This window comes from Ancylobacter sp. VNQ12 (assembly GCF_049445835.1).
Lineage (GTDB): Bacteria > Pseudomonadota > Alphaproteobacteria > Rhizobiales > Xanthobacteraceae > Ancylobacter.
The window spans coordinates 23,771-36,580 of the sequence record NZ_JBMSDU010000032.1; the positions used below are offsets into that span (position 1 = coordinate 23,771).

A 12,810-nucleotide genomic window follows, 5' to 3' on the forward strand; every position below is an offset into this window, starting at 1 on the left:
GCACGTTTCGAATGCCGGAAAGGCAGTGACGGTCGCATGTCCGGTTTTGGCGCCGACCTGAATGTCCGCAACTGCAGCAACAGGCATTGCAGACCCCAATAACCGTCGGAAGCCTATCATCTTCTTCTATCCACCGCCTCCCGTCGGGCGAAGACACGAGTAACCTCGGCCACGTTCTGCGTGCCCCACGTGCAGAGTGGTACGAGGGCCTCGGCCAGGCTAAGGCCCAGGGGCGTGAGGCTGTAGTCGACTCGCGGAGGAATCTCCTTGTAGTCGGTCCGTTTCACGAGCCCGTCGGCCTCCAACTCCTTGAGTTGCTGGATCAGCATCTTATCGCTGACGTCACGAACGGCGCGGCGTAGCTCGCCGTAGCGCGTCGGTCCGCCCTGAGCGAGAAAGTAGAGGATGAGCGGCTTCCATTTGCCGGCGATGACCCGAAGCGTCGCGTCCAGCCCGCAGGTGAAGCCGGGCAGCGTGGGAGTGCAGTTCGAGGGCGGCACTTTGGAAGACTCTGAACGGTGCGGTGACATTTTAAGGTACTTACTAAAAGGTGCATACTTGTAGAAAGGTAGGTGGTCGGCCAACTGAGTGCAATCCCAATGGAGGAGCACATCATGAGCAGACTACACGGCAAGACGGCAGTGGTGACTGGCGGCGGCAGCGGCATCGGGCTCGGGGCCGCAAAAACGGTTCATTGAGGAAGGCGCGTTCGTCTACCTTTTCGGGCGGCGGCAGGACGTACTGGACGCCGCCGTGGCCCGGCTAGGGCCGTCGACGCGGGCGGTTCAGGGGTCCGTGACCAGCCTGGCCGATCTCGATCGGCTGTACGAGACGGTGAAGGCCGAACGCGGCGGGCTCGACATCCTGTTCGCCAATGCGGGAACCGGCTCATTCGCACCGCTCGGCGAGATCACGCCTGAACACTACGATCTGATCTTCGATGTGAATGTGAAAGGGCTGGTGTTCACGGTGCAGAAGGCCCTGCCACTGATGACGGCGGGGTCCTCGATCATCCTCACCGGTTCGAGCACGGGGGTAATGGGAACGCCGCAGTTCAGCATCTATAGCGCGACCAAGGCGGCTATCCGCAATCTGGCACGCAGCTGGGCGCTGGACCTGCGCGGCACTGGCATCCGCATCAATGTGCTGTCTCCTGGACCGACCCGGACAGAGCTGGCGGTTGAGGTCGTCGGCGAGGAGGCATTGGATGCGCTTGGGGCAACGACGCCGCTCGGCCGCATGGGCGATCCGACAGAGACCGGGGCGGCGGCGGCGTTCCTGGCGTCCTCGGACAGCAGCTTCATGACCGGCGGCGAGGTGTTCGTCGATGGAGGCTTGGCGCAAGTCTGAGACAGCTGGCGCGTGAGCGTGGAGGGCTTCGATGACGGAATCGAAGCCCTCAATAAGTTGAGGCGTTGCCTCGATGGAAGAGGAGCCGGATCAGCTATCGCGCGGAATGCAGACGGCCACTCCGCATCCATCAGGTCCGTTTCGTATCGAAGCCCCGCGCGACCAGGCTGCCGGCGAGTGGCTGGGGTCCACATCGCTCGCTCCAAGGTGACCTGAACAACCCCTCGGAATCACGACCGCCCAGTCGCTCGACCCTTTCGGGACGAATTCCAAGAGAGCAGGACTTAAGCCCGGTTTCACCGCCATGGGGCGCGGCCCGCCATCTCAAAGCCCGCGCGACTCGTGATTGCGGGTGCGGTCTCTCCCGGGACATCGCCTCAGCGGCACGCACGCAACTCGGCCATGTCGATCAACGCGCCCGGGGTGCAGATCACACGCGCCGCAACCCTATGGCCCAGCCGGGCGGCGTCGACCGGTTCCAGGCCGGAAAGGCGCCCGGCGAGGTAGCCGGCGTTGAAGCTGTCGCCCGCGCCGGTGGTATCGACAGGCGCATCCACCTTGATGGCGGGGACGATATGGCTCGAGCCTGCGATCCGCAGGATGCAGGGCTCTGCACCGTCCTTCACCACCACTTCCGGCACGCCATAGCCGGCGATCCGCGCCGCGCAGGCTTCGGGCGAGGCGTCCTGGAACAGTTCCTTCTCATCGGGGAAGGTGGGCAGGGCGATTGTCGCGGCGCGGTAACCCAGCTCCAGCCCTGCGCGCATGGCGTCGACATCCGGCCACAGCCGCAGCCGGACATTGCCGTCAAAGGCGATCATGCCGCCCCGCGCACGAACGCGGGCGAGCACATCCAGCAAGGTGCGGCGGTGCTCGGGCGAGAGGATCGCCAGCGTGATGCCGGAGAGATAGACGCAATCGACCTCGGTCAAGGCGGCGGCCAGCGCGGCGCCGTCTTCCGCCAGCAGCCTGGCCGCCGCCGTGTCGCGCCAATAGGTGAAGGCGCGCTCATGGCCGGTTAGCGTGATCATGTAGAGCCCGACGGTGCGCGCCGGCACTCGCCGGATGGAGGCGGTGTCGATGCCGGCGCTGTCGATGAAGCGCACGAGATCGCCCGACAGCCTGTCGTCGCCGACGCTGGTGACATAGCGGACGCCGAGCTCGCCCGGATCGGCCAGTGCCCGCACACCCCAGGCGGTGTTCAGCGTATCGCCGGCAAAACCCCGGCGATAAAGCCCGTCGCCGCTGGGGGACAGTTCGACCATGCACTCGCCGATGCTGGCGAAGTTCTTCATCTGGAGCTCCCGGAAAGGGTCCGTGTCAGGCGCCGAACGGGCCCAGGCGGATGGATCGGATGAGGGTGGCGCGCGCGGTCTTGAGATGCGCGCGGCAGCGCGCGTCGACGGCGCGCGGGTCGCGGCTGCGCAGCGCCGCGATATAGGCGAGGTGCTCGTTCAGCGCGACGATGCTGCGCTGCTGCTCGTCATCCCTGTTCCACTGATAGGTGTAGTGGAAGATGGCCGAGATGACCTCGTAGAAGTCGATGATGAAGCGGTTACCCGATGCCTTGTGGATGAGCCGGTGCAGCGCTTCGTCAAGGGCAGGGAATTCGGGATGTCTGGCTTCGATGTTAGCCAGCAAATGATGGTGCCGGGCCTCAATGTCATCCAGCGCCTTCCATTCCGCCGACTCCGCTGGCAGTTCGATGAAATCCCGCGCCGAGCGCGCCTCGAACATTTCGCGCACGTCATAGATTTCGCCGGCAAATTCCGGCGTCATACCCTTGTAGACCCAGGCGCTGTTGGGCCGGCGCTCCAGCAGGCCGTAATGCTGGAAATGCGAGAGATACTCGCGGATCGTGGTGGTCGAGGTGCCGAACTGGCGTGCCAGTTCGGCACTGTTGAGCAACTGTCCAGCTCTGAAGTCGCCCTGGAGTATCCACTCCATGAAGCGGCGCTCGACCGCCGCGCCGGCCGACATGGTCTGGGTGTCGGGAAAGTAATCGCTCTTCTCAGGATGGCGGATGAGCTGACGGCGCGCGCCGTCCAGCGCGAGAATTCCGTTCTTGGTGAGTGATGAAAGCACGGAACGCACGGTGGTGCGGCTGACATTCAGCTCCTGAACGAGGTCGGCCTCCGAGGGCAGATGTGTGCCCATGTCGAGCCCGGAAAGCAGCTCCAGACAGCCGTTAAAGGCGCGCTTGTAGACGGCGTTACCCTTCATGCCCCGGCATTTCCTCGCGCATCCACGCCGGGTCTCCGATGGACCGGCACTTTTTTTTTATATTAAAGACCGATTGACTCTCGATCGCCAGTATGGATTTTTATGCATAAAGAAACAACAAAAATGACAAGCTAGGGCAAGGAAACATGACGCCGGATCACGCGCGCCACATGCGCTTTCATGCTGCCATGAACAGGATTTGGACCGCCGGGACGCGCCGCGCGTGACCGGCCGCATCATCCAGTTCGGCACCAGCCGTTTCCTCCAGGCGCATGTCGACCTGTTCGCCCATGAGGCGAAGCAGGCCGGCCAGCCGGTCGGTCCCATCACCGTGGTGCAGGCGTCGAATTCGGGCGACCGCGCCGGCCGCGTCGCCGCCTTCGGCAGGCCCGAGGGCTATCCCGTCATCATTCGCGGCATTGAAAACGGCGCGAAGACCGAGCGCCGCATCGATGTGCTGAGCGTTGATCAGGGGCTTTCCGCCGCACGCGACTGGGACGCGCTGTCCGCGCTGTTCGCTGCTGAGGCAGACTTCGTCGTCTCCAACATGGGCGACACGGGTTACGAGGTATCGGCGTCCGACCGTGGACCGGCCTTGCTGTCCGGCGCCGTTCCGCTCTCCTTCCCGGGCAAGCTGACGGCGCTGCTGCACGCGCGCTGGATGGCCGGCGGCCGGCCGATGACGATCCTGCCGTGCGAACTCGTCAACCGTAACGGCGAAGTCTTGAGGGCCGCCGTTCTCGCTCTTGCCGAGGCGGCGCAGGCGCCCGCCGCCTTCGCGCAATGGATCACGAGCGACGTCATCTTCGCCGACACGCTGGTCGACCGCATCGTGTCGCAGCCGATAGAGCCGGTCGGCGCGGTGGCCGAGCCCTACGCCTTGTGGGCGGTCCAGCGGCAGCCGGGCCTTGTCCTGCCATTCAGCCATCCCGCGCTCGTGCTGGCCGACGACCTGCAACCCTTCGAGCGGCTGAAGCTGCATATCCTCAATCTCGGCCACACGGTTCTCGCCGACATCTGGCTGAGCGAGAGGCGCGCTCCCGACGAGACGGTGCGCGCGATCCTTGCGGATGCCGCGGTGCGTGGCCGGCTCGATGCGCTCTATGCCGGCGAGGTGGTGCCGGGCTTCGACGTCCGGGGCATGGGCGATGAGGCCCGCGCCTATGTCGGCACCACGCTCGATCGCTTCCTCAATCCTTTCCTCGATCACCGCATCGCCGACATCGCGCAGAACCACACGACCAAGGTCGAGCGCCGCATCGCCGCCTTCCTCGACTGGATCGGCGAGGCGCCGGATGCGCCCGCCACGCCCTATCTGGACCACGTCGTCGCGTGCCACGTGAGCGGGCGGAAACGCGCATGAGCTACCAGTTCGATTTTGCCGTCCTGCTGCCGTTCTGGCGCGAGTTCGCCATGGGCATGTGGTTGACGCTGCAATTGTCGGCGATCTCCACCGTGCTCGGTTTCGTGGTCGGCACGCTGTGCGCCATCGGCCGGGCGGACGGGCCGCGCTGGGTCAAGTGGCTGGTCGCGGCCTATGTCGAGATCATCCGCAACACGCCGCTGCTGGTGCAGGTGTTCATCGTCTATTTCGGCATTGCGACGCTCGGCATCCACGTCTCGGCCAACATGGCTGCGGTGGTCGCGCTGGTGGTGAATGTCGGCGCCTACACCAGCGAGATCGTGCGCGCGGGTCTGGAATCCGTGCACAAGGCGCAGCTTGAAGCCGCCGACTGCCTCGGCCTTTCCCGCACCCAGACCTATTGGCACGTGGTGCTGCGTCCCGCCATCGAGCGGGTCTATCCCGCGTTGACCAGCCAGTACGTGCTCTTGATGCTGGCTTCCTCCATCACCTCGCAGATTTCGGCCGAGGAACTGACGGCGGTGGCGAACCGGATCCAGTCGGACACGTTCCGCAGCTTCGAGACCTACATCGTCGTCGGCGTCCTCTATCTCATCCTGTCGTTTGTGGTGCGCATCGCGCTGTGGCTGTTCGGCCTCGCGGTGTTCGTGCGTCGCCGCAAGCTCGGCACGGCGCTCTGAGGGGAAACGCCATGCCGACTTTCAGTCTCGTTCACTTCGAATTTCTCTGCTGGGCGGCGATGTGGACGCTCGGCCTGTCCGCCATCGCTTTCATCGGCGGCGGCCTGCTCGGCTTCGTGGTGGCGATGGCGCGCATCTCCGATGTGCGGGCGGTGCGGCTGGCGGCCATCGCCTATATCCAGCTGGTGCAGGGCACGCCGCTGCTGATCCTGCTGTTCCTGATCTATTTCGGCATCGCCATTGTCGGCTTCCAGGAGGTCCCCGCCATCATCGCGGCGGGCACCGGCCTCACCATCTATTCCTCCGGCTTTCTCGCCGAGATCTGGCGCGGCTGCATCCAGTCGGTTCCGAAGACGCAATGGGAGGCGGCCGAGTGCCTGGCTCTCACCCGCTGGCAGCGCATGACGCGGGTGATCCTGCCGCAGGCCATGCGCATCGCCACGGCGCCGACCGTCGGTTTCCTCGTCCAGATTGTCAAGAATACCTCGCTCGCCTCGGTGGTCGGCTTCGTCGAGCTCAGCCAGGCCGGCAAGCTGATCAACAATTCAATCTTCGAGCCGTTCACCATCTTCATCGTGGTGGCGATGTTCTACTTCGCGATCTGCTTCCCGCTCTCGACCTGGAGCCGAAGCCTCGAAAGGAAGCTCAATGTCGGCCGTCGTTAGTGTTTCCAACGTCCATAAGAGCTTCGGGCCGGTCAAGGTGCTCGACGGCGTGTCCTTCGAGGTCGGCCGGGGCGAGGTCGCGGCCGTCATCGGCCAGTCGGGTTCCGGCAAGTCGACGGCTCTGCGCTGCATCAATGCGCTGGAGACCATCGAGGACGGCGTGATCAATGTGTGCGGCCACGCGGTGCACGATCCCAGGCTCGACCGCCGCAGCCTGCGCCGCGACGTCGGCATCGTGTTCCAGAGCTACAACCTGTTTCCGCATCTCACCGTCGAGCAGAACATCATGCTCGCGCCGACCTGCGTGAAGTCGCTTTCCAAGGCCAATGCGCGCAACCTCGCCCGCGAGGTGCTGGCCCGGGTCGGGCTGGAGGCCAAGGCCGAGCAGTATCCCGAGCAGCTTTCCGGCGGCCAGCAGCAGCGCGTCGCCATCGCCCGCTCGCTCGCCATGCAGCCGAAGCTGATGCTGTTCGACGAGGTGACGTCGGCGCTCGATCCGCAGCTCACCGGCGAAGTGCTGAAGGTGATGGAAGATCTCGCGCGCGGCGGCATGACGATGATCCTCGTCACGCACGAAATGGCCTTCGCGCGCAAGGTCGCGTCCAAGGTCATCTACATGCATCGGGGCAAGGTCTGGGAAACCGGACCGGGTTCGATGCTCGACGCGCCGCAGACGGCCGAACTGCGCGACTTCGTCGGCAGCGGCCTCTAGTTCCCGATCGATTTCCAAGAACAACATCAAAGGGTGGAAGACATGAATCGCAGAAAGTTCCTCGCCGGCGCCGCCGGCATCGCCACCGGCCTCGGCGCCATGGGCAGCTTCTCGCTGCCGACCTTCGCCGATACGCTTGCCGACATCAAGGCCCGCAACAAGCTGCTGGTCGCCATCGATCTCGGCTCGCCGCCCTTCGGCATGAGCGATGCCAACATGCAGCCGACCGGCTCCGACGTGGAGAGCGCCCGGCTGCTCGCCGCCGATCTCGGCATCCCCTTGGAAATCGTCCAGGTGACCAGCCCGAACCGCGTGCCCTTCCTGCTGACCAACAAGGCCGACCTCGTCATGGCCTCGTTCAGCGTCAATGAGGAGCGCAAGAAGGTCATCGACTTCAGCGATGCCTATGGCGTGATCCAGATCGTCATCGCCGCGCCGAAGAGTACCCAGATCAAGTCGCTCGACGACGTGGTCGGCAAGCGCCTCGGCACCACGCGCGGCTCGACCAACGACAAGGAAACCACCAACCAGGCCAAGGGCGCCGAGATGGTGCGCTATGATGACGACGCCACCCTGATCACCGCGCTGGTTTCCGGCCAGGTCGGCATCATGGCGTCGTCGCCGCAGGTGATGGCGGCGGTGAATGCGCGCCGCCCGAACGACCCGCTGGAAGTGAAGCTGGTGCTCAAGACCAACCCCTACGCCATCGGCGTGCGCAAGGGAGACGACGCGCTGCGCGGCGTGCTGAACGAGTGGATCGCCAAGAACCTCTCCAATGGCAAGCTGGGCGAGATCTACCTCAAGTATAATGGCGTGCCGCTGCCGGCCGAGTTGCCCAAGACCTGATACGGCGCTTGATCGCCGAAAACACCCACTGCGGTCCGGCATGTTGCCGGGCCGCTCTCACGAGCCCGAAAGACCTCTGCGATGAAGGCGTTGATCTGCGAAGAACCCGGCCGGCTGTCTGTCATCAGCCGCCCCGAGCCGGTCCCGGCGGAGGGCGAAGTTCTCGTCCGCATCCGCCGCGTGGGCGTTTGCGGCACGGACTTCCACATCTTCCAGGGCAAGCATCCCTTCCTCGAATATCCCCGCGTCATGGGCCATGAACTGTCCGGCACGGTGGAGACGGCTCCGGCCGGCAGCGGCCTGTCGACGGGACAGAACGTCTACATCGTGCCCTACCTGTCCTGCGGAAAGTGCGTGGCCTGTCGGCGCGGCGTGACCAATGCCTGTCAGAACATTTCCGTGCTCGGCGTCCATCGCGATGGTGGTATGGCCGAGTTCCTCTGCGTGCCGGTGTCCAATGTCATTCCCGCTGGCAATGCCTCACTGGACGATGCGGCGATGATCGAGTTCCTCGCCATCGGCGCGCATGGCGTGAAGCGCGGCGGCATCGCCGCGCAGGACCGCGTCCTCGTGGTCGGCTCCGGCCCGATCGGCATGTCCGCCATCATTTTCGCCAAGGCGCGCGGGGCGAATGTCACGGTCATGGACATGCGCGAGGATCGTCTCGCCTTCACCACCGAGGCGCTGGGGGCCGACCATCTGCTGCTTGCCAACGAGGAGGCGGAAGCCAAGGCGAAGCTGCTCACGGACGGCGACTTTTTCGATGTGGTGATCGACGCCACCGGCAATGCGGGCGCCATGCAGCGCGGCTTCGGCTTCGTCGCCCATGCCGGCCGCTATGTGCTGGTCAGCGTGGTGCGTACCGACATCAGCTTCTCCGACCCGGAATTCCACAAGCGCGAGACCACGCTGTTCGCCAGCCGCAACGCACAGCCCGACGATTTCGCCGAGGTCGTGCGCCAGATGGATGCCGGCAAGGTGCCGACGCGCGCGCTGAACACCCACCGCGGAGCGCTAGAAGACGGGGCCGCGCTGTTCAAGGATTGGCTGCGCCCCGAGGCCGGTGTCATCAAGGCCATTCTGGAAGTATGACCGTCATGTCCACTCCGCGCACGCTGCGTCTTCACGACGCCGACAATGTCATCATCGCGGTCGACAGCGTGTCGCGCGGCGTGGAGCTGGCGGGCGGGGTGAGCGCGCGCGCGGCGATCCCGCGCGGGCACAAGGTCGCGAACCAGTCGATCCCGGCGGGCCAGCCGATCCGCAAGTTCGGGCAGGTGATCGGCTTCGCCAAGGGCGACATCGCCGCCGGCGACTGGGTGCATGAGCACAACGTGGTGCTGCACGATTTCGAGCGCGACTATGCCTTCGCCTCGGAAGCCACGCCCGACACCGGGCTGCTGCCGGGCGAGAGCGCCGCGACCTTTCAGGGCTTCCGCCGTGCCGACGGGCGCGTCGGCACCCGCAACTATATCGGCATCCTGTCCTCGGTGAACTGCTCGGCCACCGTGGTCGATTTCATCGCCGATGAGGTGAACCGTTCGGGCATCCTCAAGGACTATCCCAACATCGACGGCGTCGTTCCGTTCACCCATGGCACCGGCTGCGGCATGGGTTCCAAGGGCGAGGAGTTCGATATTCTCGCCCGCACCCAATGGGGCTATGCCAGCCACCCGAACTTCGCGGCGGTGCTGGTCATCGGGCTCGGCTGCGAGGTGTTCCAGATCCCGCGCCTGCGCGACATGTACGGGATCGTCGAAGGTCCGCATTTCCAGAGCCTGACCATTCAGGAAACCGGCGGCACCCGCCGGTCGATTGCCGCCGGCGTGGCCCGCATCAAGGAGATGCTGCCCTTCGCCAATGCCAGCGTGCGCGAGACCGTACCGGCCTCCGAACTCACGCTGGCGCTGCAATGCGGCGGCTCCGACGGTTATTCCGGGCTCACCGCCAATCCGGCGCTGGGCTCGGCGGTGGACCTGCTGGTGCGCCATGGCGGCACCGCCATCCTCTCCGAGACGCCGGAGATCTTCGGCGCCGAGCACCTGCTCACCCGCCGCGCCGAGAGCGAGGAGGTCGGGCGCAAGATCGTCGACCTTATCGAATGGTGGACCCGGTACGCGGCACGCACCGGCGGCGAGCTGAACAACAATCCCTCGCCCGGCAACAAGGCGGGCGGGCTGACCACCATTCTTGAGAAGTCGCTCGGCGCGGTGGCCAAGGGCGGCACCTCGACGCTGCGCGGCGTCTACCGCTATGCCGAGCGCATAGACCGCAAGGGCTTCGTCTATATGGACACGCCGGGCTACGATCCGGTTGCGGCCACGGGACAGGTGGCGGGCGGCGCCAACATGCTGTGCTTCACCACCGGGCGCGGCTCGGCCTATGGCTGCAAGCCGACCCCTTCGATCAAGCTCGCCACCAATTCCGACCTGTTTTCCCGGATGGAGGAGGACATGGACCTCAATTGCGGCGACATCCTCGACGGCGTTTCCATCGAGGAGAAGGGCCGCGAGATCTTCCGGCTCGTGCTCGATATCGCCTCGGGCGCGCGCTCGAAGTCGGAACTGCTCGGCTATGGCCGCAACGAATTCGTGCCCTGGCAGATCGGCGCGGTGATGTAGCCGTCGCGCCGGCTATCGGGGGGCGATGCCGGGCAGCACGGAGGAGAGGCGGCGCACGATGGACGCCTCATGCTTCTGCCACCAGATGCCGAGCCCCACGATGCCGAGGCCGATGAGGCTGAGGGCCAGCGGAAACAGCAGGCTGTCCTGGAACAGCTCGAAGGCGAGATAGCCGAGATAGAGCGCGACCCCGATGGTCCCCAGCACGGTGAAGATGCGCCGCCCGATGACCGCGCCGAACAGCACGAGGCCGGCATTGAACAGCCCGTAGACGAGCTTCGCCATTTCGCTGTCGGAATGGCTGAGCGTGATTCCGCTCCATGCGGCGAAGGCACCGAAGAGGTAGAGCCAGGTGGCGAAATCCCGCGTGCCGTAGCGGCGCCGGTAGAGATCGAGCGCGCCGGCCATGAGGCACATGGCGATGCCGAACACGATCGAAACACGGCGGGCATGGTCGAAATCCACATCGCCCATTTCGCCGGCCGGCCAGCGGGAGAGATCCATGCTCATATACCAGAGCGTGACCGCCACCGGCATGACGAGGAAAGGCAGGCGCAGCCGCCACAGCGCCAGCGCTCCCATGATCAGCGTCGCCACTTCCAGCGTCAGCCAGCGTGCGTCGATCCACTGGTGATACTGGCTGAGGCGTTCGCCGGATATGGCGCCCGAGACTTCCGGCCAGAGGCCGAGCGCGTTCTGGGCCGACCAGGTGATCAGCGGTACGAGGCAGACGGCAAGGGCGGCGAGCAGCCCGGCGGGAATGGCAAGGCCGCGAGCATGGAGCATCTCAGCCATGGCCCAGCAGGCCGCGGCATAGAGGAGGGCGAGCGTGCAGATGCCCCACGGACCGAGCGCATCCCACGTCAGCGTCATGAACAGGCTCATCGCGGCGATGGCGATGAGGCCGCCGAAATAATACAGCGTGTGGCCGAAGGAGAAGCGTGGAACCTCCGGGGTGGGAGCGTGCTTCGGCGCCTGCGCCGCGAGGAAGTCCCACAGCGCCCGCGCCTGATCGCCATTCAGGATGCCCGCTTCCGCGGCGCGGTCGAAATCCCGCGCGCGGACCTCGAGCCGATCCGGCTCGGTGGGGGCGATGGGTTCAGGCTGGTCGCTCATGGCGGTTCCTCGGTCGGCGCGGCACGGGGCGGTTGCCCGCAGTACCAGAACGCCGGTCAATAGTGCCAGAATACAGGGAATAGAGGATCGTTGCGCCTCATTCCGCCGAACACCACCGGGATCGACGATCGCGCATGGCCGCTTCAATCGAGGTAGCAGCGCTCAGCGAGCGGCACCTCGTCGAGCATGTCGTTCAGTGCCTGCACCAGGATCCGCTCCGCCGGATTGAGGCTGCGCTGCGGGTTGGTGACGAAGAACACGTCGACCACCGGCAGCGCGACATAGGGCGGCAACTGCCAGAGCTGGCCGGCCTCGACGTCGCGGCGGGCGACATGGACGGGCAGGGCGCCGACACCGATCCCGGTCACGATCATGCGCAGCACTTCCGGCAGGTTGGCGGAGACGCCCTTCAGCTTGGGCTTGAGAAGGGCGAGTTCGCGCAGCTGCGTCACCGAATGGAGCGAGCCGCCCTCGACATCGGTCTGAAACGACACCGAGTCCTCGCCTTGAAGTTCGGAAAGTTCGATGTTCGCGCGCCCGAACAGCCGGTGCCGCGGTCCGCAGAACAGGCCGAAATATTCGCGGAACAGCACACGGGCGCTCAAGGTGGGATCGGGCCGATTCATCAGGCACAAACCCAGGGTGGAACGGTTCTGCCGCAGCCGGTTCAGCACCTCGGCGCTTTCCGTCACGGTGATCGAATAGGTGACGTCCGGGTGCTGGCTGTTGAACCGCGCCAGCAGCGCGTCGAAATGCGGCGAGACAACATGGCTGGTCAGGGCGATGTGAACATGCCCGCTCACCCGTCCCTCGGCGACGCTCATCAGGCCGGGGATCTGCGCCACCGCCTCGAACATAGCGCGGCTTTCCTGGTAGAGGATGCGCCCGGCCTCGGTGATGGCGAAATGGCTTGGCCCGCGGTCGACGAGGCGGTGGCCAATGGTGTCCTCCAGCCGTTTCAGCGCGCTGGAAATGGTCGGCTGGCGCAGCCCGAGATAGTCCGCCGCGCGGGTGATCCCGCCCTGCTCGGCCACCACCATGAAGGTGCGAAGCAGGTTCCAGTCGAGATTGAAAGGCAGTCTCTGCTCATAAGGCTTCATGAGGACGGAGGCTGTGTGAGAACTCACTTTGGCTCGTCGCGCAGGTTGTTGCCATGGCGCGCGTCAGCTCCGTTCACCCGGTTATCGCTCTGAGGGTCGATGCAACGCCGGCGACGGCGATGACGCGCTTGATG

General features: G+C 65.4%; 12 protein-coding genes and 2 pseudogenes. 8 read left to right on the forward strand and 6 right to left on the reverse strand.

Translation table 11 applies throughout. The annotated features are described in order from the left end of the window. Positions 1-116: 116 nt before the first annotated feature. Positions 117-530 carry a winged helix-turn-helix transcriptional regulator gene (locus ACO2RV_RS23710; RefSeq protein ID WP_423296688.1) on the reverse strand — a complete coding sequence of 138 codons (414 nt, stop codon included), beginning with the start codon at positions 528-530 and terminating at the stop codon, positions 117-119. 84 nt (positions 531-614) lie between these two features. On the opposite strand from ACO2RV_RS23710, the pseudogene ACO2RV_RS23715 reads away from it, so the two are divergent. Further along, positions 615-1,350, forward strand: a pseudogene (locus ACO2RV_RS23715) (SDR family NAD(P)-dependent oxidoreductase). An 80-nt stretch (positions 1,351-1,430) separates the two neighbouring features. Here ACO2RV_RS23715 and ACO2RV_RS23720 read toward each other — a convergent pair. From ACO2RV_RS23720 to ACO2RV_RS23730, 3 genes and pseudogenes are all read right to left on the reverse strand, one after another. Further along, positions 1,431-1,544, reverse strand: a pseudogene (locus ACO2RV_RS23720) (IS5/IS1182 family transposase); the annotation flags it as partial. Positions 1,545-1,727: 183 nt separating this feature from the next. After that, positions 1,728-2,645 (reverse strand): sugar kinase, encoded by a 918-nt coding sequence (locus ACO2RV_RS23725; RefSeq protein WP_423296673.1) that lies wholly within the window; start codon positions 2,643-2,645, stop codon positions 1,728-1,730. Positions 2,646-2,670: 25 nt separating this feature from the next. Further along, positions 2,671-3,573 carry a GntR family transcriptional regulator gene (locus tag ACO2RV_RS23730; protein ID WP_423296674.1) on the reverse strand — a complete coding sequence of 301 codons (903 nt, stop codon included), beginning with the start codon at positions 3,571-3,573 and terminating at the stop codon, positions 2,671-2,673. Between the two features lie 223 nt (positions 3,574-3,796). On the opposite strand from ACO2RV_RS23730, the gene ACO2RV_RS23735 reads away from it, so the two are divergent. From ACO2RV_RS23735 to ACO2RV_RS23765, 7 genes are all read left to right on the forward strand, one after another. Further along, positions 3,797-4,936, forward strand: a complete 1,140-nt coding sequence (locus ACO2RV_RS23735) for a mannitol dehydrogenase family protein (protein ID WP_423296675.1) — start codon at positions 3,797-3,799, stop codon at positions 4,934-4,936. Then, positions 4,933-5,616, forward strand: a complete 684-nt coding sequence (locus ACO2RV_RS23740; protein WP_423296676.1) for an amino acid ABC transporter permease — start codon at positions 4,933-4,935, stop codon at positions 5,614-5,616. The genes ACO2RV_RS23735 and ACO2RV_RS23740 overlap by 4 nt, the downstream gene beginning before the upstream one ends. Before the next feature lie 11 nt (positions 5,617-5,627). Further along, complete coding sequence (locus ACO2RV_RS23745) at positions 5,628-6,281, forward strand: amino acid ABC transporter permease (protein WP_423296677.1); 654 nt, start codon at positions 5,628-5,630, stop codon at positions 6,279-6,281. Next, entirely contained in the window at positions 6,265-6,993 is a 729-nt protein-coding gene (locus ACO2RV_RS23750) for an amino acid ABC transporter ATP-binding protein (protein ID WP_423296678.1), read from the forward strand. The genes ACO2RV_RS23745 and ACO2RV_RS23750 overlap by 17 nt, the downstream gene beginning before the upstream one ends. A 42-nt stretch (positions 6,994-7,035) precedes the next feature. After that, positions 7,036-7,839, forward strand: a complete 804-nt coding sequence (locus ACO2RV_RS23755) for a transporter substrate-binding domain-containing protein (protein ID WP_423296679.1) — start codon at positions 7,036-7,038, stop codon at positions 7,837-7,839. An 81-nt stretch (positions 7,840-7,920) separates the two neighbouring features. Next, on the forward strand, positions 7,921-8,931 hold the full coding sequence (locus ACO2RV_RS23760) for a zinc-binding alcohol dehydrogenase family protein (protein ID WP_423296680.1): 1,011 nt from the start codon (positions 7,921-7,923) through the stop codon (positions 8,929-8,931). A 5-nt stretch (positions 8,932-8,936) separates the two neighbouring features. Then, positions 8,937-10,460 (forward strand): UxaA family hydrolase, encoded by a 1,524-nt coding sequence (locus ACO2RV_RS23765; RefSeq protein WP_423296681.1) that lies wholly within the window; start codon positions 8,937-8,939, stop codon positions 10,458-10,460. A 12-nt stretch (positions 10,461-10,472) separates the two neighbouring features. Here the strand turns inward: ACO2RV_RS23765 and ACO2RV_RS23770 are convergent, their stop codons facing one another. Together ACO2RV_RS23770 and ACO2RV_RS23775 are read right to left on the reverse strand one after the other, a co-directional pair. Then, positions 10,473-11,576: a hypothetical protein gene (locus ACO2RV_RS23770; RefSeq protein WP_423296682.1), complete on the reverse strand. Its 1,104-nt coding sequence runs from the start codon at positions 11,574-11,576 to the stop codon at positions 10,473-10,475. A 143-nt stretch (positions 11,577-11,719) separates the two neighbouring features. Continuing rightward, positions 11,720-12,703: a LysR family transcriptional regulator gene (locus ACO2RV_RS23775; protein ID WP_423296683.1), complete on the reverse strand. Its 984-nt coding sequence runs from the start codon at positions 12,701-12,703 to the stop codon at positions 11,720-11,722. Between the last annotated feature and the right edge of the window lie 107 nt (positions 12,704-12,810).

Bases quoted from the DNA above. Each gene is read 5' to 3' on its own strand.
- ACO2RV_RS23765 (WP_423296681.1), top strand. From the start codon at position 8,937: ATGTCCACTCCGCGCACGCTGCGTCTTCACGACGCCGACAATGTCATC.
- ACO2RV_RS23710 (WP_423296688.1), bottom strand. From the start codon at position 530: ATGTCACCGCACCGTTCAGAGTCTTCCAAAGTGCCGCCCTCGAACTGC.
- ACO2RV_RS23745 (WP_423296677.1), top strand. From the start codon at position 5,628: ATGCCGACTTTCAGTCTCGTTCACTTCGAATTTCTCTGCTGGGCGGCG.
- ACO2RV_RS23740 (WP_423296676.1), top strand. From the start codon at position 4,933: ATGAGCTACCAGTTCGATTTTGCCGTCCTGCTGCCGTTCTGGCGCGAG.
- ACO2RV_RS23730 (WP_423296674.1), bottom strand. From the start codon at position 3,573: ATGAAGGGTAACGCCGTCTACAAGCGCGCCTTTAACGGCTGTCTGGAG.
- ACO2RV_RS23755 (WP_423296679.1), top strand. From the start codon at position 7,036: ATGAATCGCAGAAAGTTCCTCGCCGGCGCCGCCGGCATCGCCACCGGC.
- ACO2RV_RS23760 (WP_423296680.1), top strand. From the start codon at position 7,921: ATGAAGGCGTTGATCTGCGAAGAACCCGGCCGGCTGTCTGTCATCAGC.
- ACO2RV_RS23750 (WP_423296678.1), top strand. From the start codon at position 6,265: ATGTCGGCCGTCGTTAGTGTTTCCAACGTCCATAAGAGCTTCGGGCCG.
- ACO2RV_RS23770 (WP_423296682.1), bottom strand. From the start codon at position 11,576: ATGAGCGACCAGCCTGAACCCATCGCCCCCACCGAGCCGGATCGGCTC.
- ACO2RV_RS23725 (WP_423296673.1), bottom strand. From the start codon at position 2,645: ATGAAGAACTTCGCCAGCATCGGCGAGTGCATGGTCGAACTGTCCCCC.